This is a genomic window from Proteus sp. FME41 (genome assembly GCF_014897315.1).
Taxonomy (GTDB): domain Bacteria; phylum Pseudomonadota; class Gammaproteobacteria; order Enterobacterales; family Enterobacteriaceae; genus Proteus.
On sequence record NZ_JABUYL010000010.1, the window covers coordinates 11,689 to 36,151 of the forward strand.

Here is a 24,463-nt window from a genome sequence, read left to right on the forward strand (position 1 = left end):
AAAACAGCCACTTATCCATATTATGAAACCCTAAAATAACAATAATAAAACCGCTAATTGCGTACGCTGTAAACCCCTGCAAAACACATTATAAGAGCAAGACCTATCGCACTTATTCTGTATCATGGCTATATTCTTATTCACTATTAATAATAATAAGAAGACCTACTCGTTGTCGCTGTTATCAACGTCACTACGGTTATTTTCAGCCTATTATCTTGGTTTACTCTCTCTTTCTCGGCTAAAGGAGTGACATGAATCTCAAGCCCCGAAATAATTCTTGGAAACGTAATCTTTATATTGTCTGGTTTGGTTGTTTTCTCACTGGTGCTGGCTTTAGTTTGATTATGCCTTTTCTACCTTTATATGTAGAAGAGCTAGGCATAACAGATCATGAAGAACTAAATCTTTGGACTGGTGTTGCTTTTAGTATTACCTTTCTTTTCTCTGCTATCGCAGCGCCTTTTTGGGGAAAATTATCCGATAGAAAAGGCCGAAAATTAATGTTGCTGCGCTCTGCCCTTGGCATGGCAATAGTGATGGTATTAATTGGTTTTGTGCAAAATATATGGCAATTATTATTTTTACGCGCTTTATTAGGTGTATTAGGTGGCTTTGTTCCTAATGCTAATGCACTCATTGCAACACAGGTTCCTGTTAAAAAAAGTGGTTGGGCGCTAGGTACTCTTTCAACGGGTGCTGTAAGTGGTGCATTGATCGGCCCTTTAATTGGCGGCATGCTTGCTGATCTCTACGGTTTACGCCCTGTCTTCTTTATAACCTCTGCCGTATTATTTATTTGCTTTTTAGTTACTCTCTTTTTTGTCAGTGAAAACTTTACGCCAGTCTCCAAAAAAGATGCGCTAACAACAAAACAAGTGTTCTCATCACTTAAAAATAAAAGACTGGTTGTGTGTTTGTTTTTTACCACCATGATTATTCAAGTGGCAACTGGCTCTGTAACCCCCATCTTGACCCTTTATATCCGTGAGTTGACGGGTTCTATTAGTAATCTTGCCTTTATTAGTGGCGTTATTGCTTCCGTTCCGGGTATTGCTGCGCTTATTAGTGCTCCCCGCTTTGGTAAATTAGGTGATCGAATAGGCCCAGATAAAGTGCTTATTTTCACCCTCGGGCTCTCTATTTTTATGCTTATTCCAATGGCCTTAGTCAGCAATTATTGGGAATTAGGCGCATTACGATTTTTATTAGGTGCTGTTAACGCAGCTATGTTACCCGCAGTACAAACGCTTATTCTTTATAACATCACACCCGCTATTGCGGGTCGAATTTTCAGCTATAACCAAGCGTTAAGAGATGTCGGCAATGTTACAGGACCGTTAATGGGGGCTTTTGTCGCAGCAAGCTACGGATTTAGAGCTGTTTTTTATTTCACCGCTGCCGTTGTCTTTTTTAATCTGATTTACTCATGGATATGCTTTAGAACACCAAAAAAGAAAGAGTGAAAAAATCTACAAATAAGATGAGTTAATCGTTTTTTTCTCACATAAAATTATACTTTTACTTTTAAAGCGCTAATTATTATTTTTTTTATTTTGATTTTTGTAATTTATTGTTTATTAAGAAAAATCTTACCCCCTATTTATTACCCCCTATAAATTTTTCTTGTTCTTTTTTTTCAGAAAATTGCAAGGTTAACTATTGCAAAATGAGATTTTTATCGACTTTTGCACCAAAAAATGGTTTATAAAGTATTAAATATACTTTTAGTTACTAAATCCTGACAAAAGTATGTTAAAAATATATTAATTAAATGCAGTGGTAATTGATAACAGAATGATATAGTTCTGTTTAACCACCTGCTAACATTTTGTTCTTTTTACTTGCAAACGACCTGTAGAGGTTTTTTTTGGGAATTTAAGATGCAATCTACTCACTCAAAATCTAGCCGAACTTTCTTTGGCCACCCATACCCATTAAGCTCCCTTTTCTTCACCGAAATGTGGGAACGCTTTTCTTTCTATGGTATTCGCCCATTATTAATCTTATTTATGGCGGCAACCGTTTATGAGGGTGGCATGGAAATCCCCAGAGAGCAGGCTTCTGCTATTGTGGGTATTTTCGCGGGCGGTGTTTATTTAACATCGTTACCGGGAGGTTGGCTCGCTGATAACTGGCTAGGACAACGCCTAGCTGTCTGGTATGGCTCTATCTTTATCGCCTTAGGCCATCTTTCTATCGCATTATCTGCGTTTTGGTCACAAAACCTATTCTTTATCGGCTTATTGCTGATTGTCTTAGGTACGGGGCTATTTAAGACTTGCGTAACCGTGATGGTAGGAACCTTGTATAAAAGGGATGATACTCGCCGTGATGGTGGATTCTCCTTATTTTATATGGGAATTAATATGGGCTCATTTATTGCACCACTTATCACGGGATTCTTAGTTCGTGATTATGGCTGGCATTGGGGCTTCGGTATTGGTGGTATTGGTATGCTTGTTGCGTTGCTGATTTTCCGCTTTTACGCAGTACCAACGATGCGCCGCTTTGATAGCGAAGTGGGTTTAGATTCAAGCTGGGATCGCCCTACAGTTGTTCGTCGTAATGTGGGTCAATGGATCTTAGCATTATCTGTTGTACTTATTGCGATTGTTAGCCTTATCATTTCTGGTGTAATTCCTTTTAATCCAGTCAGGGTTGCTAACTTTATGGTCTACGTGATTTCAGGCAGTGTTATTGCGTATTTTATCTATTTATTCCTCTTTGCAGGATTAAGTAGCAGTGACCGCTCCCGCTTATTTGTTTGTTTCCTATTATTGGTTTCAGCCGCCTTATTCTGGTCTGCATTCGAACAAAAACCGACATCATTTAACTTATTCGCCAATGATTATACTGACTTAAACTTTATGGGCTTTGAGATCCCTGCAGTTTGGTTCCAGTCTATCAATGCTCTGTTTATTATTATTCTTGCTCCTATATTTAGCTGGCTGTGGCCAATGATGGCACGTAAGAATATGAATTTAAGCAGTATGACTAAGTTTGTGATTGGTATTTTATTTGCAGCAGGTGGCTTTACTGTCATGATGTTTGCATCTGAAAGCGTTATCACGACAGGACAAGGCGTTTCACCACTTTGGTTAATTAGTAGTATCTTCTTACTGACATTAGGTGAATTATGCTTAAGCCCAATTGGGCTTGCCACAATGACGATTTTAGCGCCTGCAAAAATGCGTGGACAAGTCATGGGCTTGTGGTTCTGTGCGAGTGCATTAGGAAATCTTGCTGCCGGTTTAATGGGGGGGAATATTCGCCCAGATAAACTGGATGTCATGCCTGATTTCTTCTCTCATGTTTCTATCGCACTGGTCATTTGTGCTGTTGTTCTTGCTACACTGATTATTCCAGTTCGTAAGCTTTTACAAAGTGCAGATAGCAAAGAGAAAGCACAAGCTTAATCTGACTTGCTGACCTCTTAAGCCATGCCTCATTATTTAGGCATGGCTTTTTGCATTTAGCACATTCTATTTCGATCAATTTTTAAGTATTGCACCGACCATTTAAAACACTTAATCTCATTATCTTCCCTTTTACTACTCGTTAATCATCAAGGTAATGCCATGACTGTTCTTCCTATCTATTATATTAATGCCTTTTCCTCTGCTTCTTTTTCAGGGAACCCAGCCGCCGTCATTTTGTTAGAGGAATGGTTACCCGATACCACCTTGCTTGCGTTAGCAGCAGAGATTAATTTACCGGAAACGGCGTTTTTAGTCGGCAACCATATTCGTTGGTTTACACCCAAAATCGAAGTTCCCCTGTGCGGACACGCGACATTAGCTACTGCATTTGTACTCAAAACGATAAAAAAATCCCCTATAGATCGCTTTAAGTTTCATTCTCTCTCTGGTGAACTGACTGTCTCTTGCCAAAATTCATTCTTTACGCTCGATTTCCCCGCGATATCAGCCACATTAAATAATGACATCAAATCACAACTCAGCGCTAAACTTAACTTAGAGATAGATGAAGTTTGGCAAGCTCATGATCGATATGTGTGCTTTCTCTCTGATCCTGATACGGTTATTCATTACCAACCTGATTTTACTCAAATAGCACAATTGCCTTTACCTGGTGTAATTATTACATCTAAAGGCCATACACCTTATGATTTTATTTCTCGATTTTTCGCACCAATAAAAGGCGTTAATGAAGATCCGGTAACAGGCACTTCACACTGTGTATTAGCTCCGATTTGGGGGAATAAGCTTAATAAAACACAATTACATGCGAGACAAGTTTCAAAACGAGGCGGAAATATAGCTTGTGAAATAAAAAATAATCGCGTTTTACTTATAGGTAATGCAACACTTTTTTTAACTGGTGAAATTACCTTTTAAAGGTAGGTAGCATTATCCTCGATTCATCTACTTTGCTTTCATTTTACTCTATTTTATACTGTGAGGACTTTCCCTACCGTATTGAAGAAAAGGCTTTATTGTTATGTCCATCTCTGATTTATCTCCTGAACTACAAGATAAAATTAAAAACGCTGTCACTCGTGTTTCTAAAGTTATCTTTCCAACCACAACCAATCATCATTCCACACTCTTTGGCGGCACAGCATTAGCTTGGATGGATGAAGTGTCATTTATTACCGCGACACGTTTTAGCCGTAAACGTTTAGTCACTGTTTCTACTGAGAAAATTAATTTTAATCATCCCATTCCATCAGGAACTATTATTGAGTTAGTCGGTGAAGTTATTCGTGTTGGACGCACAAGTTTAACGGTTAATGTTTCTATTTTTCTTGAAGATATGTACGCCGAAGGGCGTGAAGAAGTGATCCATGGTCAATTTAATTTTGTTGCTGTTGATAATAACGGCAAGCCAACGCCATTATTCGATAAATAATATCTTATAAAGAGAATTATCTCTCTTTTTATCTATCTTAATTAAGAAACACACTATTTTATTGCGCCCTAATTTATTTTTAGTAACAACAAGTAATTAAACTAATTAATTTAAGTGGATATTTTTCAATCAACGAAAAATATCCAATAAAATCAAAGTGTAATGAGATTACTAACACGTAAGACAAGAGTTATCCACAGTTAATGTGGATAACTGAATAAAGTAGATAATCAGAGAACACACATTTTTATCACTGAAAACTCAATCTGACATACGGTGAGTTTCTTTCCTATTTCCGCACTTTCAGCGATAACAACATCAACAGAGTGCGAATATTGTCGTCCTATTGCACACGCTAACGCTATTGAAGGTTCAATTAGTAATATTGCACCAATATTTTCAGTATCCATAGAAATATCGGTAAGTGCCTCAAGTTTTGCTACTTGCTTCATCTTGTTTACTGCAATTTCTTGTGCTTTATCGGCAGCAACTTGGTTAACTCTTTTTTGTTTTTCAAAAGAGCCTCCACCGGAATAAAGATAGATCATCATTTAATCATCATAGAAATAAAGGTTGTTATCTTTATTATTCAAATTGAAGGTATAAAAGCCAGCTAATTTTATAAAAAGACAACAACCTGATTGCTTCCCAAGGACATAATGCTAAAACACAATAACCCTACAGATAATTACCACCCATAAGAGACACCTCCTCCTACAACACCACGATCTTCCGTATTCCATGAAGCGGAAATGCGAATAATTGCACTCTCTGTAATTTGATATTGAGCGCCGGTTGCAAATGCATTGGCATTACGATAATTGCCAGCTCCCACACCTAAACTAAAGGTATGATTGGTAACATAAGGAATATTTGCCATAGCAGCAACAGAGGCAATACCCGCACTTGCCCTCTTATCTGCTTTGTCTATTTTATTATCCATATTTTTAAGCGCGATATCGTTATCAATAAAGATATTCTTAAACTTATTATTGGTATATTCATTAGCAATAGATATCGAATCATGCTTTGATTTTTCAATATACTCTTTCAACGATTCATCTCTTTCATTAATAATTGTATTGGTCGTATTGATATATTCATTTCCTTTCTGAGTAATATATTTTTCACGATCTTTTACTATTTTTTCATTATTTCTTCCAATAAGCCCTTCGACCCCAGATGTTATTTTGCTAATTTCGCTATCTGTATAATGATTGGCATTTTTTTCTGATACATTGACTCTCTCCTCGGTTGAAGCTGTAATTTCATCCCTAACATTACCAACATATTCAACTATTTTTTTATCATGCTCATTAACTTTAAAATCAGTATATTCTTTACCACTGTTTTCAACCTCAACAACCTTGTTGTTTGTATATTCTTTAATATTATTTTCAGATTCATTAATTTTATTATTAGTATACTTTTCCATTCCCTCTTTTATGTCATTAACTTTATTATCCGTATAACTTTCAACACCTTTTTTCATTTCATCTACTTTAGTATTTGTATAGTCTTCAACACCCGCTTTCATTTCTGAAAATTGACCTTCACTATAAATATAGAATTCATTTTTCGCATCATTAATATAATTAGTCGTATTGGTTTGATGTTCTTTTATTTTACTGTCTGTATATTGGTTCGAATTCTTCTCTGCGTTATCAGATAACGCCTTTGCTTTTAATTCACTTTGTTTTAATACTGTTTCATTCGCTTTCGCGATATCACCTTGTATTATTTTATTATTTTCATTTATTTGATTATTTGTTGCTTTAATTAGTGTGTTTTTTTCTTGCTCAATTTTATTATAGATAGTTTTGGTATTATCACTAATGTGTTTATCCGTCTCTCTAAGAATATTATTTCTTTCTTCTTTTAATTGAGAAACATTCACTGCATCAGTTTCTTCAGTACCTGCGGCAACATTAATAATTTGTCGCTGATTTTGATCACTCCCAATCGATAAGGTATTATTTCGATTATTACTACTTTTGTCGCCTAATATAATTGCATTACTGGCTGTTCCTGATGATTTACTCCCAATAATAACTGAGTTATCTGCGCTATCAGAAAGGCGACTTCCACTGCCTAAAATAACCCCATTTTCTGCATTATTAATTGCTCCTTTTCCAATACTAATTGAATCTTTATTTTCGCTATATGCTTGAGAACCAATAGAAAGAGATCCTTCACCAATCGCCATTGCTCCATTTCCCAATGATAATGCATTATCACCAATTGCCGTACTTTTATGACCAATCGCTGTTGCATTTTCACCTTCAGCGCCTGCATTAGCGCCAATAGCCGTTGATTGATCTGAATGTGCCCACGTATTATATCCAACCGCCGTAGATTCATTACCATCTGCTTTGCTATTTCCGCCTAACAATGTTGTATTATTGGCATAAGTAAAAGGAGATGAAAAAAGTATAATTACTAATAGTTTCACCTTAAAATATTTATTTTTAATCATATCTACATCACCCTAAATTTAATAAACTCATATATAGAGTAAACTGTATTTTATTTTTTACACATTTTATATTTCATAAAATAATTTAATAAACCATAAAAACACTATTGAATATATATAATTACATCTTTATATAATTATCTTTATTATAAATAACATTTTTTACCTTCATTTATATTCAATATAAAATCAACAACTAAAGAAAAAAAAGAAAATAAAAAATTAAATATTTTAATTTAAAATAAAAGTAAATTATAATTCATGGTGAATTAAAATATTTTAAAATTTGAGATGATGATCAAATAAAAAATAATGTTATTATCCATATGCTAATAACATCATAAATTTATATTACAATAACAATTAAGTAAAAACCCCTAAACACATTTGCGCTTAGGGGTTTAGAATTACTCAATAAATTGTGATTCAGCAATTAATAATTTATCAATTGATGATTGACATAAATAAGGTCTGAGCGCTTCAAATTTCTTTTCTGACCATTGGTAAATCTTTAAAGAAAGAAGTTGCTCAATAATGTTTGGTTCAAATCGATATTTAAGGTGTTTTGCTGGTGTGCCACCCACGATGCTATAAGGTTCAACATCTTTAGAAACGACACTATTTGCAGCAATAATAGCACCTTCGCCAATAGTAACTCCTGGCATTATCATTGCTCGCATACCTATCCATGCACCATCCTGAATATGGGTATCACCTTTGCCAATATAGGCTTCTTCGATTTTGTCCATAAAAGGATAAAGAGAAAACCAATCCATACGATGAGTATGATTTCCCCCCATTAATATGACAGCTTCCGCACCAATACAGACATAATCACCAATATACAATTTATCAATTTCCCACAACGATTTCCATTGCAGACTAATCTCGTCACCATAAAGATAACGAACAACAGACGCTTCAAAACCTTCATCCCAGCAATCACTGTAATAACTGTGTTGCCCTTTGATGATAATATTTTTATTTTTTACTGTTTCGTGCAGATATTCTACACCTGACCAATGTTTATTTTTCATAATATGACTCGCCATAAGTTAAATGAGTCATCAAAGAATGCTTAATTCTCCGATGATGTGTTCGCATTCAAAACACACCGTCTTAAGCAATTCTAGGTTGAAGCAATAAAGGATTATTTTTCATCTTATTTATGACCTTCTATACGCTGCAATAAGCATCTGTTTGCTGTTTATCTGTATCATCATAAGCATTATCAAAGAAAAAGCCACGGATAATCTAAATGATAATCTGTGGCTTAAAATACTATTTAAAAAAATCTTTACTGCCATGGGGTGCACAACGTAAATATTGCGGTGCAACTTTTATGGTCTGCTTAAGTTTTTCTGCCGCATGCCAAGGCCAGCGAGGATCATATAAAATACTACGTCCTAAGGCGATAAAATCTGCTTGCTCTGTTAATAAAATAGCTTCTGCTTGTTCTGGCTCAGTAATAAGTCCCACTGCAATAACAGGCAGTTGCGTTTCATTATAAATCGCTTGAGCAAATGGCACTTGATAATTAGGGCCTAGTTTAATTTCTTGTTTATCTGATAACCCACCAGAAGAAACATGAATATAATGGCAGCCCAATTCTTCAAGGTGTTGTGTTAGAGCAATCGAACTTTCAAGATCCCAACCGCCTTCAACCCAATCTGTTGCTGAAATTCTGACGCCAACACAAACGTTATCAGAAACCGCATTTTTCACGGCAACAAAAACATCCGCTAATAACCGACTACGATTATTAAAATCTCCGCCATACTGATCCGTTCTATGATTTGATAATGGAGATAAGAATTCGTGCAATAAATATCCATGAGCACCATGAATTTCAATAACATCAAAACCCGCTAATTCGGCTCTTTTAGCTGCATCAACAAATGCCTGTTTAATGACTTCAATTTCATCAATAGTCAAGGCATGAGGCTGATGGTTTTTGCCAAAAGGAATTTCTGAAGGTGCAACTTTTTGCCATCCATTAGGAGAATCTGGCGCTAATGATGCTCCGCCATTCCAAGGTAAATCGGTCGATGCTTTACGTCCAGCATGTGCAAGTTGTATCCCAACTTTGGCTGATGAATATTGTTTAATATTATCAACAAGCTTTTTTAACTCACAACCGTGTTGATCAGACCAAATCCCCAAATCTTTATAGCTAATACGCCCTTGAGGCTCAATCGCGGTTGCTTCAACAATGACTAAAGCAGCTCCGGACAACGCCAACTGTCCATAATGTATTGTATGCCATGTTGTTGGATAACCCTCTTGTGCTGAATATTGACACATAGGTGCAACAATAATGCGATTATCTAACTGATGGGGGCCTAGTTTTTTGGGGGAGAATAACAAACTCATATAAAGCCTCCTGCTATCAATAAGAATTTATGCAAAGAAAATATCTTTACATACCGATAAACGATTTAAATATACACATTAAGGCTATAGGATCTTACTCACCAAGGCGATGGGCTACTTCACATAGTGATGATAAACGATATATTTATTGATAATTAGCTGTATTTATTTAAACCTTATATCAACTAAAATACGTCAAAGCTGTGTATTAAGCCACCTCGTTCCTTCAACTTATCATAAAGTTATACTTATTATTTTATGTAATAAGAAGTAAGAATTTGAATAGAAATAAAATAAGAAATAACGACAAAAGATCAGCATCAATTGCTGATCTCTCTTTTAGATTAGTTAATCATTAGTTTTGGCTGGTTTAACCAATAAAAGTGAAAAACGTCTTGCAATAGGCAATACAAATAAAACAGTAGGAAAAGCAATCATCCAAGAAATCCCCCAAGACGTTAGCCAAGGAGAAATAACGTACATACCCATTCCTAACGATTTAACGGTACTGATAAATGCAACAATACCCGACATAATAAAAGAAAGGAAAAAAGGAACAAGAAAAATCATTGCTCGGGTAGGAAGTTTAGGAATGCCTAAAAAATAATTTTTGTCTTGAAAAGACATAGATAAAGACTCCAATAATACGATTGTACAACGGCACATAACTGCCAATACAACAGGCTTAAAAATAAGTTATATGCGTTGATTAACGTAAACGCTTACGAGTCTTATTGACCAAACTGAGAGCTAGTTTATTAATAAATTATTCTTTGTCAACTAAATTATTCTCATTATCATCTAGAGTGTGGTTTACTCAATATACTCTTTTTTACTTTATATAAAATTTATTTATGTAAGAAGATAATTAAAATTAATAAAAATGAGAAAACATTATATCGCTTTCTCATTATCTTTTACCAATCTCTTGTTGCAATTAATTCTTCTATATCAGCATGTTCAAAGCCGTACTCATCCGCGATAATACCAAAATTTTCCGCAATACATTCTCTTGCTACGGTTTCGATTTCGCTATCTTCTTCATCAAACTCTTCGGCTAATTCATTAAATTGATCCGTTGTTTCTTGAGTTAGAATATAAAGTTCCGCTACGTTTTTAGGTGAAGTGGCTTCAATTTTTAAACAAAGTGCCTTTAATAACTCTTGCCCTTTTTTTACAAGATGTGTTGGATAATAATTATCATTGTCCATTTCTTTTAAAAAATAATGCGCTGCTAGTACTTTATTTTTAATCATGACGAACATCCTTATCTAAGTATTTACCTTAAGATCATTAAAGCGCATTTATTATCTTAATTACGAAAATTATATTACGATCCTTAAGTAAATATCTCGCTTTTATTACTCTGAATTTATAGAATTATGGCTATAAAATAAAAAATAGGCAATTAATTAAAATGGCTAAAAAAACACGATTTACATTTCTTTTTTTGACTATTGCACTGCTCTCTTTTTTGGTTATTAATAAGTATTTTAAAAGCACACCTTTAGCGACATGGCAATTTTATAGCAAAAATGGTAAATATATTACAGGTCATTACTACCCACCAGCAGAAGATGATGCAACAGATGCGGTGATCTCCATTCCAGAAAAACCAGCTAAAGAAGGTTTAACAATAACCCATTGGGATACCTGCAGTATTGAACTGAATGCTGATAATAAAACACTTTATATTTCTTATTTTACTAATGGCCTTATTCAAGCTTCTTTATCAACAAAAAACACATCTTATGTTGCATTAACTGAGCTATATTTTTATCAGCCTGATGATATGCATTGGTCAATTAATCGATTAGAGGATAGGACATACAAAGGTTGGATTTGGGATAATGTTGCAAATCAGCTTATTCCTGTTCGTTATCAGGAAGATAAAACAACAATTATTGACGGTACAAAATATACTTTAATGCCAAAAAGTTATTGGCTATTTCAACGTTGGGCTAATGGCGTTTTAGTGGAAGAGTACACATTAGATGATTTACCTGCGAAAGATGGCTTTATTCCTGATAGTGATAAACAACGACTGGCTCAAGCAAAAGCCGAGCTTCAAACTACCGCGAATGAATTGGTGAAACCATTAAATTTACCATTTAATTTAATGTTGTGGGATAACTCACTTTGCAAGTGATAATAATATGTGAAATGCTCCCAGAGGGTTGGGAGCATTTCTGACACAGAATGATTTAATTTATACTAAATAACACCATCTAACTTCATATAATTTCCTTCTAATAAAAATTAAATTCCTTTTAAAACATATAAATAATATTGTAAGAGCATAGATGAATAGAGTAAATAATTTAAATTTAATAAACTGTTGCACAACAAGGCTAGATTAAAACAATTTTTTTATTTCAATGAAAGAATAAAACATTAATTTAATAGATATATTATCGAATAGAATTAATATTCTATATTTATATTATTTTAAATGCACTATCTTTTTTATTAACAATTAATGATTACCATTTATAATATTTAAATAAGAAGTATGTTAAACAAGATATTTAAGTTACTTTAGCATAATCGTGTAAAAACACTTTCCCCTACAATGGATTAATAGCAATAATACTATCGAAAAATATTCTTTTAAAATTAACATTAAATGTCTTTGTATAAGTAAAGTTAGAGCTAATGTGTACTTACAATTCTAATTATGACTATTTTAATCATTTTCATTTAATAATACTTTCTTTAAAAAATCATTTCTTTTTAGTAAAAAGAAATATTAAATAAAATCTTATCTTACATTAAGAGTTCATTAATCAAACCTTACTTTACATTTTATTATATTGCTCAATTTTTATTTGCCTCTTATACTTTCTTAAGATGAATTTAGATAGGTATTGTTATGAATATTTTATTGGTTGAAGACGATTTACAACTCGGTAAAGCGCTTTGTCGTGGACTTGAAATTGCTGGTTTTCACCCCTGTTGGGTCAGGCTACTTGCTGATGCTCGTATTCAATTAAGTCAACGCCCTTTTGATTTAATGCTACTAGATTTAGGCTTACCTGATGGTGATGGACAGGATGAACTAATTGCTCTCAGAAAAAGTGGTGAGAAAATCCCGATTATTATCTTAACTGCTCGTACTCAAATGGATAATTTAGTACAAACTCTAGACTCTGGTGCTGATGATTTTTTACCAAAACCGTTCGCAATGCCGGAACTTATTTCTCGTGTAAAAGCCGTGAGTCGCAGAATGGCAGGATTTTCTTCACAAATATGGTCTATTGGTGATTTACAGCTCAATCCATCAAATCATCAAGTCACTTTAAACGATGAACTTCTTTTATTATCAGGTAAAGAATATCAACTGCTATACGAGTTAATGCGTAATACTGATAATGTGGTACGAAAATCAGAGCTAGAACAACGTTTATTTGGTTTAGATGATAAAATTGAAAGTAATTCACTTGAAGTTCATATGCATAATTTGCGTAGAAAAATAGGCAAAGAGCGAATTATTACCGTTCGGGGTGTAGGATATTTATTGAAAAAAGAAGTTAACTAAATGAAGATCCGCTCTTTTTTTATTTACACTATTTTCCTTCAAACTATCTCTATTGTCATACTTTGGGGAGTTTGGTTAGCGTGGATACAATTTGATTACCTTGCCGAATTCGAAAAAATTTATAATAAACAACAAGAGATTATTGCTGAAGGCTTTGCTAATACCTTAGAAATTGTTGCTGACCAACCTGAAGTCCTCAAAGAAATTGCACATAATTTACAAGGTATGTATATCGACGCTATGCTTAATGGTGAAGACGATGAATTACAATACTTACCTTGGTTTATCGCTTTAGATGAACATAACACGCTTATTTACACTAATAGGCCAGAATTACCAATACCCACAAGGGTGCTTTCGTTAGCATCAGAAAAAGTCTCTGTTGCGGGCGAAAAATGGATACTCTCCTTCAGTTGGGGAGAAAAACACAAAATAAAAGTATTTATTGGTGAATCTGTTGAAGATAGAGGCCATGTTATTGGTAACCCTGTTGAAGGCACATTTATTCCTTTCTTATTTATTCTTGCTACGGTTATTCTGGCTATTTTAATTACAGCCTATTTTAGTTTACGCCCATTAAGACAAGCTGCAGAACTTATTTCTAATCGCAAACCTCGTAATTTAACGCCAATTAATGTCAGTCAACAATTTAAAGAAATACGTCCTATCTTTAAAGAATTAAACCAATTAATGTCAAGAATTGATGCCGCTAATATTCGTGAAAAACAATTTATGGCTGATGCCGCCCATGAATTACGAACGCCTATAGCTGCCGTTATTGCTCAATTACATCTGCTTTCATTGGTGGATAACCTGCAAGAACGTGAAGAGATTATTGATGATATGAAACAATCTCTTGATAGAGCGGCAGCACTTTCTCATCAATTAATTGATTTAGCACGATTAGAATGTGATGATTTTCCATTAAAAATAGAAACACTTGATATCTATAATGTGATTGGTAACGCGATAGCACAACGTGTCCCTTATGCTATCACTAAAAATATTGAATTATCTCTTAATGAAGGCCCTTTTTTAACAATTAAAACGGATAAACAAGCCCTGCTCTCTATATTCAATAATCTGCTTGATAATGCCATTAAATATTGCCCGAAAGGTAGCCAAGTAGAAATTACCATTGAAAAACAACAACCTAAAGTTATTAATGTTATTGTTCGTGATAATGGCCCTGGCGTTGCGAAAGAACATATCAGCGTGCTCTTTTCACGGTTTTACCGCGTTCCTGGCTCAAATGAAACGGGCAGTGGCTTAGGTTTATCTATTGCCCAGAATTTAGCAAACAAGATCCAAGCCTCATTAATTGTTACTGATGGAATTAATAATAAAGGAATTGGATTTATTATTTCTCTGCCTTTAGAAACTAAACTATCAGACAGTGATTAATAAATAGATTATAAAATAACTGATTAAAAGGAGGTATTAAAGCCTCCTTTTAATTTGGCGATAAACTCTATACAGATTTATCCCCAGAAATTTATTAACCAACGAAGGCCAGCCGTTACAATGGCTGCACTCAGTACGATCATAATAAAAGGTTTTTTTTGCCAAGTCAGTATGCCGGCAACGCCAACACCAATAACTTTTGATATATCAGAAAGTTGGTTACCATCAAAAAAGGTAGAAGTCATCGCGACTGAAAATAAAATAACAATCGCTGATAATGAAAGTATTTCTTTACTCCTCTGTGAAACACCTGTTTTACTGTTTAACAATATTCCAGAAAGACGCATCGCATAAGTGCCAACAGCGAGAATAATAATTCCGGTAATAAGCGACGTGGTTACCATTATATTCTCCTAATCACAAATAATACGCCTAATAACGATAATAAAACGGGAATACCAACCGGAAGAAATAGCGTTGTTATTAACGCAATAACACTACCTATCATTGCGGCATTACGTGTTAATTTATTTTTTAGTGCAGGTAAACTTAAAGCTAAAATAATAGCTGGGAACATTGCATCTAACCCAAGTACCTTTATATCAACAATAAACGATCCTAAATAAATACCCAGCATAGTGCCTAAGGGCCAAACAAATAAAATAGCCAAACCACAGGCCCAAAATGCTAACTTATTTTGCTCAACAGTACGTTGAGACAAACCAAATACAACACTTTCATCATTAAGTATATGAAAACCCAATAATGATTTAAGCCCCTTTCCGGGTAAATCTTTCACTGCCATGCTAAACGGAATATGTCGTGCATTAACCATTAATCCTGCAAGAGCAGCATAAATTGCACTTCCTCCCATGGCGACAACACCAATAAAAAGAAATTCAGAAGCACCCGCTAAAACAAAAATGGATAATACTATTGGTACCCAGAAATCAAAGCCTTGTGTATGGGCTAAAGCACCGTAAGAGATACCTACAATGCCATCTGCTAATGAAACAAGCAGAATATCTCTAAGTACGTTATTATCGAGCCGACAGTTAATTTTCATAGAATATCGTATTTTTTATAGAACCATTCGTTCATTATGTTGAACGAACTGTTTTTTTGCAAGATGATTTTTAAAGGAAGCTATGATGTCATCGCCTTGTGCACCTATTGAAATTATTTCTCAAGCACTTGCTAGAGAAAGAAAAAAAGCGGGTCTTTCACTTGCTGAAATAGCAAGACGAGCAGGTGTTGCAAAATCAACATTATCTCAATTAGAAGCTGGGCAAGGAAATCCAAGCATTGAAACACTATGGGCAATTTGTGTTGCTTTAAATATCTCTTTTTCTCAGCTTATTTCTGCGCCGCAGTCTGAAGTCAAAGTGATCCGTAAAGGTGATGGATTTAAAATTAGTGCGGAAAAATCCTACTACGATGCTTTTTTGCTTTCATCGTGTCCTCTTGGTGCAAAACGAGATATATACACTGTAATTGCTCAACCTGGGAAAGACAGAGTGTCAGATCCCCATAGTAAAAATGTGACCGAACACATTATTATTATTAGTGGTAGTGCAATGGTAGGTACTTTAGATAACCAGCAAGAATTACAACCCGGCGATTATATTTGTTACCCCGGTGATGTTACTCACGTATTACGAGCATTAGAACCCGATACAACTGCGGTCATGATTATTGAGCATCACAATTAATCTAATTTAACAGACAAATTACCGCACTGTTATATATGCCTCTAAGCCCCGTAAACAGTGCGATAATTTTATAAGTAATACTGTAATAAATTATTCATTTTGTTGAGTCACCTTATCGAGATAAATCTCGCGTAAACGCTGAGATAATTCACCTACTTCACCTTGATTAACAAGTTCATTATCTATTGAAATAACAGGCCAAATTAACGTCGTGGCTGAACTGATAAAAGCCTCTTTGGCTTTTTTAGCTTCATCAAGTGTCAATAATCGTTCTATTATTCTAAGGCCATTTTCTTGCGCTAATTGAATAATCGCTTGTCGCGTAATGCCAGGTAAAATATCCTGACTTAATGGGCGAGTAATAATTTCATTATCGTGATTGATAATAAAAAAATTACTTGAACTCCCTTCCGTGATATAGCCATCTTTTATTAAAATAGCATCATCAGCACCTTGTTGATGCGCATGATGTTTGGCTAAACAAGCTGCTAATAATGCAACTGTTTTTATGTCACACCGTTGCCAGCGAATGTCTTCAACACTAATAACAGAAATGCCTTTTTTAGCGTTAGGGTGATTTACAACCGTTGAGTGTTGGACAAAGGCAACAACAGTAGAGGGCACAGATGAAGACGGAAAATCAAAAAAACGAGAAGAATCAGTCCCTCGAGTTATTTGTAAATAAATAAGTCCTTCATGAAGATGATTTTGTTCAATAAGCTGACAATGAATATTCGTTAATTGTTCTTGAGTCATCGGAAGCGATAAACCAAGTTCTCGACAGGAACGCTGTAAACGTTGAAAATGTCCATTAAAGTCGATTAATCGACCATCAATAACCGCAGTCACTTCATAAACTGCATCTGCAAATAAAAAGCCGCGATCAAAAACAGATATTTTAGCCTGCTCTTTAGGGACAAACTGACCATCTAAATACACAATATCAGGCATTTTACCTCCGTTATCAATTTTACTCACATTGTACCTTAATTGACCACCTTACTCCTTCAACTTTATATTTCAAAGGTGATTTATCCGCATTCTCTTCCCTTTTTTAATTATCTTTTTATTTAAAAAAGTCATGTTATATAAGCAAAAATTGCTATAATTTAACTTATGTCTCATGCGTAAGGATAAAGAGGTGACTATGTTAGATATTAATAAAAATAATTTATCTCAGCTAACAGAGAAACTGGTTAAAAGACAATGTACCTTAATGAATATTATCGCCACATTGGGCTTTATTGCAGGTTTTATCTGCATTATTAATCCGCTCTCTTCTGGTGTTGTTATTAGTGTATTACTGGGTATTGTTTTTTTTGCCTGTGCAATATCCAGTATTATTGGCGGTTTTAATGCCCAAGTTTCCTCAAGCTGGTCGATGCTGATAACATTATTAGCGGGTTTTATTTATCTTCTTCTTGGCTATATTTTTATTACTGATCCGCTGAAAGGAATGCTTAGTCTTGCTTTTTTTATTGGCTTTCTTTTTATTTTTGCAGGAATATTGCGTCTGAATATCGGCTTCAAACAAATCAAAGATAACTTCTATGGCTGGTTTAATATTTTGGTGGGATTTTTAGACTTAGTTATCGCCTATTTTCTTCTGGCTTTTGGCCCTGAAACATCGGTAGCCCTTGTTATGGCACTGATTGGTATACAGCTTATTTTAAGCTCTCTTACTATTTTATCGATAACCAGTGCAATAAAAAGAATGACCCGCTAATAGGCTATACATGGTTTTATCTTAACTAAGAGCCACATAACGTGGCTCTTGAGTAAAAACGGTATAACGTTAGCATTAAGCGCAAGGTAGGCGCAATGATACTGTGTACATATTTTCGCCACAAAGGTAACAGTTTCCTGTTTTTTCAAATACCATAACTTGAATACCCAATTGCCCAACTTCAATATTCGGTAGGGCATCAGCAAGAATACTTTCTAGTGCAGGTTCAAGTATTTCGACCATATTTACAGGTTCACTATTTGGCGTTGTATCATGCAAGAAATCACCTAAACGAGGATCATCTGCATAAACTTCAAGTGTAGAACGATATACTAACGTCCTTTCACTGTTATTCATTTTAGAATAGCCGTTGAAGATGATAACCATTTTTTGGATATTCATTCTTGCAACACGATTTTTAATTTGTAAACACAAGGAAGGAACTAATCTAATATTGACAGAATTAAAATAACGATCGCAAATTTGAGGAATAATGACACTAATACAAGGCTTAGGCGCAATATTTTTAATTTGCTTACTGCACTCTCCTGTTAAGGAGTTATCAACGATAATACGCTCACGTCGAGAAAAACAAACATTGTCAAAAATATCAACAGTAAAGAATGAAATATAATGAATACCATTGGTTAGCGTTTGGTTTTCTAGTCTTACCGAAACAGCAGACTTATCAGTGCAAGGCAACATTTTTAATTGATCATTAAAGTAAAAACCAACCTGCGTACTTTCACTAATATCTCGGCCTAAAATAAGGTTAGCATTCACACAATAGTTTTCACTGTGATAACTTAAAATACCATTTAACGTCGCTGGAACCTTCGGAGAAGGTAATTTTTCTGTTGTCATTTCAACATAATAGTCTCTTGATTTAAGTGTTTTAGTCGGTTCCTCACTATTTTCAGACTCTGCATGAAATACGGCTATTTGTTTTGGCTCTGTATTTTTAAATTTCACTTTAAAATTAGCAATTCCATATTTATTGGTTTTTCCAATATTAACCTTATCGCCATCTGCATTATAAATTTCAGGCTCTACGGCGAGAGTACTATTATCAATATCGTAAATTAATTTTACTTCTTTATTTGACGCATCTTCTCCCTCTTTATCTTGTAGATGCACCACAAAATTTTTAGACACGCTGTCCCATTTACTTGGCCATTGCATAGACTCTGAACGTATTGTTAATAAATCATCAAATCGCTCACAATTTGTAGCAGCACAATCAGTATTAGGATTAGGTTTTGGCGGTGTAACACGAATTTGTATAGGAGTTGCATAATAAACAATGCTTTCATCATCTTCGTCTTTTAACATTAGTTGTAATGACGCCACGCCATTTCGATTGCCTGTTAAAGAAATTTCCGTTCTATTGTTATCAACAATAGTAATGTACACATCTTTATTATTGGGAAGAATTAAAATGCCTTTCGGGCTTGTACGCCATTCCGCTAAACGTAAGTTGGTACCCGTAATGATCACTTCATATTTAATCACCCGATTCATCTTAACTTCGTTATCAACTTCATCGGGTGATGACTTCATCTGATGAAACTCCACTTCCACATCATCATCGATAACAGCTTGAGGTTGTACGTTATAAACTGGTGGTTGCAGCGCCAGCGTATCTTTTTCACTTTGTAAGATTTTTTGTAAACGTTCTTCTTTTGTTTCAATAGTCATTGCGTGATTTCCTTTCTTTTTACGATTCCATATTTAGCTTAAAGCAAAAAAAACGCGTGAAAATCACAATAGAAAAAAGTCAACTGAGTATTATTGACAGAAGTATTTAAAAAAACACTGAAGAAACAATAAAATAAAAGACATTTAAAATATATATCATGCCATTTTTTGTACAAAAAATGCCTTTAATCTAAAAAATAATTTAAAGTTTAAAATATTTTTACACAAAGCTATTGACTGTTATGAGAATGTGATTAAAATCAGTCTTAGAAAATATTTGTGACATGAATCACATTTTATTAATAGGATACTTAATATGAAATCAATGACTTCTTTTATCACTCACTTGCACCAAGTTGTTGTAAAATTATCATCAACTCGTTTACTTTAATTATTTGATATTAAAGCAAAATAAAGCCTAATGCCAGAAGTAGCTCCTTCATCGCAAACAAGACTATTTCTGGCTTTTATTCATCATTCCCACCCACTTTATCGCCACGTCTCCTCACCTATTTTTCGTAACAAAAAATTTACCTTATTGAACTAAGTCTTTGTTCTATACTCTTAATACTGAATACACATTAATTATGGGGATATTTTATGCAGCAGCAACTGCTTACATGGATACGTCAATTCAATGAAGAATACGCTCAAATCGCTTCTCTTCTACTTGTTTTAGTTATTATTTTCCTCGTTGCAATTATTCTACATTTCATTTTGCACAAATTAGTTTTACCTCGGATCTCTAAAGCCATCAGCCAATACGACCAAAAGTGGCAGGTTTCCTTAGAGGTTAATAAATTATTTAGTCGTTTTGCTTTTCTAATCCAAGGTATTGTTGTCAATATTCAAGCACTTTTATGGATGGGATCAGGTAAAACGCAAGAAATTCTAACCACCAGCGCGCAAGCTTGGTGTTTAATTTTCGGCCTATTAATGCTTTTCTCTATTATGGATCTCTGTATGCAGATCATGAGAAATTCTGCCTCTTTTGGTCGATTACCTTTAAAAGGTATTTTTCAAAGTTTAAAACTCGCGGCATCCGTCTTAATTGGGATAATGATTATTTCCCTACTTATTGGTAAATCCCCCCTTATTTTACTCAGTGGCTTAGGCGCCATGACTGCAGTACTTATGTTGGTGTTTAAAGATCCCATTATGGGATTAGTGGCTGGTATTCAGCTATCTGCAAACAACATGATAAGCCTTGGTGATTGGTTAGAAATGCCTAAATACGGTGCTGATGGCGCTGTTATTGATATTAGTTTGACGACGGTGAAAGTACGCAATTGGGATAATACCGTTACTACAATCCCAACTTACTCACTGATTTCAGATTCCTTTAAAAATTGGCAAGCGATGACAAAATCAGGAGGACGTCGTATTAAGCGAAGTCTTTCTCTTGATATCAATAGCATTCATTTTTTAGATAAAAAGCAACTTGATGATTTAGAAAAAGCACATTTGTTAGCGCCTTATATTAAAAATAAGGAAAGCGAAATTAATGATTTTAATTCAACCTTAGATAATGAATGCCAAACTCCATTAAACCAACGTGGTATGACTAATATTGGAACATTTCGTGCTTATGTTGAAGCTTATTTAAAAAATCATCCTAATGTTCATAAACAAATGACGATTATGGTCAGGCAGTTAGCACCCACCTCTGATGGACTTCCTATTGAAATTTATGCCTTTACGAACACTACTGTCTGGGTACAATATGAAGCGATTCAATCTGATATTTTTGATCATATCTTTGCTATTATGCCTCAGTTTGGTTTAAGAGTGCATCAATCCCCAACGGGAAATGATGTCAGAGCACTCAGATTTCCGATAGAAAATAATCCTCAATAAGCCCTTTTAATTTAAATAAAAGAAGGAGATCGCCTCTCCTTCTTTCTTTTTGTATTAACAAATATTTTTAATCTCTTATTTTGTTATCATATTAACAATCTTGTTTTTTTAATCTATTAACAGATATCGCTATGTTATTTTTTATATATCGATTAATTGTTAGTTCCTATTTATTTGATATTTTGTTTACCACTAAAGTGGTATTTATCAAAAAATGTAACCATTTGTTTAATAGTTATTTTTTTAGATAACCTTATTAACATTTTTTATATTGATATAAATCATTATAGGTAGAAGGGTTATAACTTAACATATATATACAACTTTACTTGTTGTGAAAAATGTTAGGGTAATGTCAATGTCAAAAATTAAAAATAATACTTCTATTACTGAAATGAGTCGGCGTGGATTCATTCAGTCTGCAGCAGTGATTTCTGGTGCTGCAGCGGTTGCAGGAACGGTTTCATTACCATTCGCTGCTAATGCTTTACCTACCCCCCAGGGTATTCGTCCTGATGAGACCACTGAAACTATCAAATACAGTGCATGCTTAGTGAACTGTGGTAGCCGTTGTCCATTAAAAGTCCATGTGAAAGATGGCGTTATTCGCCGTATCTCTAATGAAACTATGTATGACGATTCAACATTTGGTCTTCACCAAATTCGTCCTTGTTTGCGTGGTCGTTCTGTACGTTGGAAAACGTATAATCCAGATCGTTTAAAATACCCAATGAAGCGTGTTGGTAAACGTGGTGAAGGTAAATTTGAACGTATTTCTTGGGATGAAGCTACCTCAATCATCGCCGAAAAATTAAAATATACCATCGAAAAATACGGTAATGAAGCAATTTATTATCAATACGGTACAGGCTCTACAGGTGCAAACTTACACGGTAGAACTGCATGTAAACGCTTATTAAGTACTGTGGGTGGTTTTTTAAGTGACTACGGTACTTATTCATACTCTCAATTAACTGGTATCGTCCCTTATGTTTATGGCGACATGTTGGAATCGCTGTTAACAGAAATTGAGAACTCAGATTTAGTCGTCATGTTTGGTCATAACCTTGCTGAAACGCGGATGTCGGGCGGTGGTCAGTTCTATGAAACGCTAAATGCGTTAGATAAGAGCAAAAGTAAAGTCATCATCATCGACCCTCGCCGTACTGACAGTGTGACAACATTAGGTGCTGAATGGATCCCTATTTATCCGGGCACTGATGCCGCATTAGTTGCAGCGTTAGGCTATGTGATGATCCAAGAAGGCATTACCGATGAAGATTTCTTACGTGAATATTGCGTCGGTTGGGATAAACAAACACTCCCAGCATCAGCACCTGAAAATGGCTCTTATAAAGATTATATTTTAGGTAATGGCCCTGATGGTATTGCAAAAACCCCTGAATGGGCAAGCAAACTAACCGGTATTTCTGTTGCACGTATTATTCAATTAGCACGTGAAATTGGTAATGCAAGAGCTGCATGGATCTCTCAAGGTTGGGGTATTCAACGTACCACTAATGGTGAGCAAGCCTGCCGTTCTATTATGATGTTACCATTAATGTCTGGTCATATCGGTCGTCCTGGTACAAATACTGGTTGTTGGGGCGGTAACGTTGCTTACCCTGTTGCCAGCTTCGCACTCCCTAACCCAGTAAAAACGCTGATCCCAACCTTTATGTGGTCTGAAGCGATTGCGCGTGGCGAAGAATTGACCAGCAAAAATGCGGGTGTCAGAAATAAAGATAAACTGGATACTGGCATTAAATTTATGTGGTGTTATTCCAGTAACGTGATTGGTAACCAGCACGCTGACCTGAATAAGACTCATGATTTACTGCAAGACGAATCAAAATGTGAGTTTATTTTAGTGTGGGATAACCACATGACGCCATCTGCAAAATATGCGGATATTTTGCTACCAGATGTCACAACGGTTGAAACAAACGATCTTATCAATAACTCTTATGCGAGTGGTGCTTACCACTATGTTGTCCGCTTACAAAATGCGATTAAACCTCTTTGGGAAAACCGCCCTTGCTATGATGTCTTAACCGATATCGCAGAAAAAATGGGGACTAAAGCGCAATTTACAGAGGGACGGAGTTACGAAGAGTGGATTGAATATTGCTATAACCAAATGCGTGAGAAAAATCCAGCACTGCCAACATTTGCAGAAACCAATGATATGGGGATTATCGATCGTAAATTACCTAATCGTAATCAATACGTAGCACTTGAAGCATTCCGTCAAGATCCTCTCGCGAATCCATTAAAAACAGCGTCTGGTAAGATTGAAATTTATTCTGAAAAATTAATGCAAGATACTGATGGCTGGATTTTACCTGAAGGTGATCGTATCCCTGCAACACCAGAATATTGTAAGAATGAAGAAGGCGTTGAAAACGTTAAACTTAAAGAGAAATTCCCTCTGCAAATGACCGGTTTCCATGATAAAGGTCACGTTCACTCAAGTTATTATAACGTTGCGATGTTACGTGAAGCTATTCCTCATCAATTCTGGTTAAACCCCGTTGATGCGGCTGAACGTGGATTAAAATCAGGCGATATTGCTGAAATTTATAACGGCCGAGGTCGCTTAAATATTCTTGTCAAAGTCACTGATCGTGTATTACCTGGTGTGATTGCAGTACCGCAAGGTGCATGGCGTTCACTTGATACAACAGGTGTAGATACAGGTGGATGTATTAATACATTAACAAGCTGGCACCCATCGCCGTTTGCTAAAGGAAATCCACAACATACAAACCTTGTTGAAGTGAAACGTGCATAAGGAGTTAACT

At 35.0% G+C, this 24,463-nt stretch carries 21 protein-coding genes; 11 read left to right on the forward strand and 10 right to left on the reverse strand.

The window, feature by feature from the left end; translation table 11 throughout:
- Nucleotides 1-254: 254 nt before the first annotated feature.
- From mdtG to INT04_RS10525, 4 genes are all read left to right on the forward strand, one after another.
- On the forward strand, nt 255-1,466 hold the full coding sequence (gene mdtG, locus INT04_RS10510) for a multidrug efflux MFS transporter MdtG (protein WP_193016095.1): 1,212 nt from the start codon (nt 255-257) through the stop codon (nt 1,464-1,466).
- Between the two features lie 417 nt (nt 1,467-1,883).
- Nucleotides 1,884-3,419, forward strand: coding sequence for a peptide MFS transporter (locus INT04_RS10515; RefSeq protein ID WP_193016096.1), 1,536 nt, complete (start codon nt 1,884-1,886; stop codon nt 3,417-3,419).
- A gap of 162 nt (nt 3,420-3,581) precedes the next feature.
- Nucleotides 3,582-4,361, forward strand: a complete 780-nt coding sequence (locus INT04_RS10520) for a PhzF family phenazine biosynthesis protein (RefSeq protein WP_193016097.1) — start codon at nt 3,582-3,584, stop codon at nt 4,359-4,361.
- A 103-nt stretch (nt 4,362-4,464) separates the two neighbouring features.
- Entirely contained in the window at nt 4,465-4,875 is a 411-nt protein-coding gene (locus INT04_RS10525) for an acyl-CoA thioesterase (protein WP_193016098.1), read from the forward strand.
- 230 nt (nt 4,876-5,105) lie between these two features.
- Here INT04_RS10525 and INT04_RS10530 read toward each other — a convergent pair whose 3' ends face one another.
- The 6 genes from INT04_RS10530 to INT04_RS10555 all read right to left on the reverse strand — a co-directional run bounded on the left by INT04_RS10530 (nt 5,106) and on the right by INT04_RS10555 (nt 10,980).
- The gene (locus INT04_RS10530; protein WP_226894067.1) at nt 5,106-5,426 is read right to left on the reverse strand and encodes a hypothetical protein; all 321 of its coding nucleotides are present in this window, start codon (nt 5,424-5,426) and stop codon (nt 5,106-5,108) included.
- Between the two features lie 137 nt (nt 5,427-5,563).
- The gene (locus INT04_RS10535) at nt 5,564-7,351 is read right to left on the reverse strand and encodes a YadA-like family protein (protein ID WP_193016099.1); all 1,788 of its coding nucleotides are present in this window, start codon (nt 7,349-7,351) and stop codon (nt 5,564-5,566) included.
- 407 nt (nt 7,352-7,758) lie between these two features.
- Nucleotides 7,759-8,388 carry a CatB-related O-acetyltransferase gene (locus INT04_RS10540; protein ID WP_193016100.1) on the reverse strand — a complete coding sequence of 210 codons (630 nt, stop codon included), beginning with the start codon at nt 8,386-8,388 and terminating at the stop codon, nt 7,759-7,761.
- 244 nt (nt 8,389-8,632) lie between these two features.
- Nucleotides 8,633-9,724 (reverse strand): NADH:flavin oxidoreductase/NADH oxidase, encoded by a 1,092-nt coding sequence (locus INT04_RS10545; RefSeq protein ID WP_193016101.1) that lies wholly within the window; start codon nt 9,722-9,724, stop codon nt 8,633-8,635.
- Nucleotides 9,725-10,072: 348 nt separating this feature from the next.
- A complete protein-coding gene (locus INT04_RS10550) occupies nt 10,073-10,351 on the reverse strand; it encodes a DUF2798 domain-containing protein (protein WP_193016102.1) in 279 nt (92 codons plus the stop codon).
- A gap of 290 nt (nt 10,352-10,641) precedes the next feature.
- The gene (locus tag INT04_RS10555; RefSeq protein WP_226894068.1) at nt 10,642-10,980 is read right to left on the reverse strand and encodes a DUF5713 family protein; all 339 of its coding nucleotides are present in this window, start codon (nt 10,978-10,980) and stop codon (nt 10,642-10,644) included.
- A 161-nt stretch (nt 10,981-11,141) separates the two neighbouring features.
- On the opposite strand from INT04_RS10555, the gene INT04_RS10560 reads away from it, so the two are divergent.
- The 3 genes from INT04_RS10560 to INT04_RS10570 all read left to right on the forward strand — a co-directional run bounded on the left by INT04_RS10560 (nt 11,142) and on the right by INT04_RS10570 (nt 14,666).
- The gene (locus INT04_RS10560; protein WP_193016104.1) at nt 11,142-11,873 is read left to right on the forward strand and encodes a hypothetical protein; all 732 of its coding nucleotides are present in this window, start codon (nt 11,142-11,144) and stop codon (nt 11,871-11,873) included.
- 723 nt (nt 11,874-12,596) lie between these two features.
- Entirely contained in the window at nt 12,597-13,262 is a 666-nt protein-coding gene (locus INT04_RS10565; RefSeq protein WP_193016105.1) for a response regulator transcription factor, read from the forward strand.
- Complete coding sequence (locus tag INT04_RS10570; RefSeq protein WP_193016106.1) at nt 13,263-14,666, forward strand: ATP-binding protein; 1,404 nt, start codon at nt 13,263-13,265, stop codon at nt 14,664-14,666. It abuts the gene before it with no gap.
- A 77-nt stretch (nt 14,667-14,743) separates the two neighbouring features.
- Here the strand turns inward: INT04_RS10570 and INT04_RS10575 are convergent, their stop codons facing one another.
- Both INT04_RS10575 and INT04_RS10580 read right to left on the reverse strand, forming a co-directional pair.
- On the reverse strand, nt 14,744-15,073 hold the full coding sequence (locus tag INT04_RS10575; protein ID WP_193016220.1) for an AzlD domain-containing protein: 330 nt from the start codon (nt 15,071-15,073) through the stop codon (nt 14,744-14,746).
- A complete protein-coding gene (locus tag INT04_RS10580; protein WP_193016107.1) occupies nt 15,070-15,732 on the reverse strand; it encodes an AzlC family ABC transporter permease in 663 nt (220 codons plus the stop codon). The genes INT04_RS10575 and INT04_RS10580 overlap by 4 nt, the downstream gene beginning before the upstream one ends.
- An 85-nt stretch (nt 15,733-15,817) precedes the next feature.
- On the opposite strand from INT04_RS10580, the gene INT04_RS10585 reads away from it, so the two are divergent.
- Nucleotides 15,818-16,378 carry a helix-turn-helix domain-containing protein gene (locus tag INT04_RS10585; RefSeq protein ID WP_193016108.1) on the forward strand — a complete coding sequence of 187 codons (561 nt, stop codon included), beginning with the start codon at nt 15,818-15,820 and terminating at the stop codon, nt 16,376-16,378.
- Nucleotides 16,379-16,468: 90 nt separating this feature from the next.
- Here the strand turns inward: INT04_RS10585 and INT04_RS10590 are convergent, their stop codons facing one another.
- On the reverse strand, nt 16,469-17,329 hold the full coding sequence (locus tag INT04_RS10590; RefSeq protein ID WP_193016109.1) for a D-amino-acid transaminase: 861 nt from the start codon (nt 17,327-17,329) through the stop codon (nt 16,469-16,471).
- 196 nt (nt 17,330-17,525) lie between these two features.
- Between INT04_RS10590 and INT04_RS10595 the strand changes: the two genes are divergently transcribed.
- Nucleotides 17,526-18,104 carry an HdeD family acid-resistance protein gene (locus INT04_RS10595; protein WP_193016110.1) on the forward strand — a complete coding sequence of 193 codons (579 nt, stop codon included), beginning with the start codon at nt 17,526-17,528 and terminating at the stop codon, nt 18,102-18,104.
- A 75-nt stretch (nt 18,105-18,179) separates the two neighbouring features.
- On the opposite strand, the gene INT04_RS10600 is transcribed toward INT04_RS10595, so the two are convergent.
- Nucleotides 18,180-19,802, reverse strand: coding sequence for a hypothetical protein (locus tag INT04_RS10600; RefSeq protein ID WP_193016111.1), 1,623 nt, complete (start codon nt 19,800-19,802; stop codon nt 18,180-18,182).
- A gap of 600 nt (nt 19,803-20,402) precedes the next feature.
- On the opposite strand from INT04_RS10600, the gene INT04_RS10605 reads away from it, so the two are divergent.
- Both INT04_RS10605 and INT04_RS10610 read left to right on the forward strand, forming a co-directional pair.
- The gene (locus tag INT04_RS10605) at nt 20,403-21,659 is read left to right on the forward strand and encodes a mechanosensitive ion channel family protein (protein ID WP_193016112.1); all 1,257 of its coding nucleotides are present in this window, start codon (nt 20,403-20,405) and stop codon (nt 21,657-21,659) included.
- A gap of 358 nt (nt 21,660-22,017) precedes the next feature.
- Nucleotides 22,018-24,453 carry a DMSO/selenate family reductase complex A subunit gene (locus INT04_RS10610; protein WP_193016113.1) on the forward strand — a complete coding sequence of 812 codons (2,436 nt, stop codon included), beginning with the start codon at nt 22,018-22,020 and terminating at the stop codon, nt 24,451-24,453.
- Nucleotides 24,454-24,463: the final 10 nt, after the last annotated feature.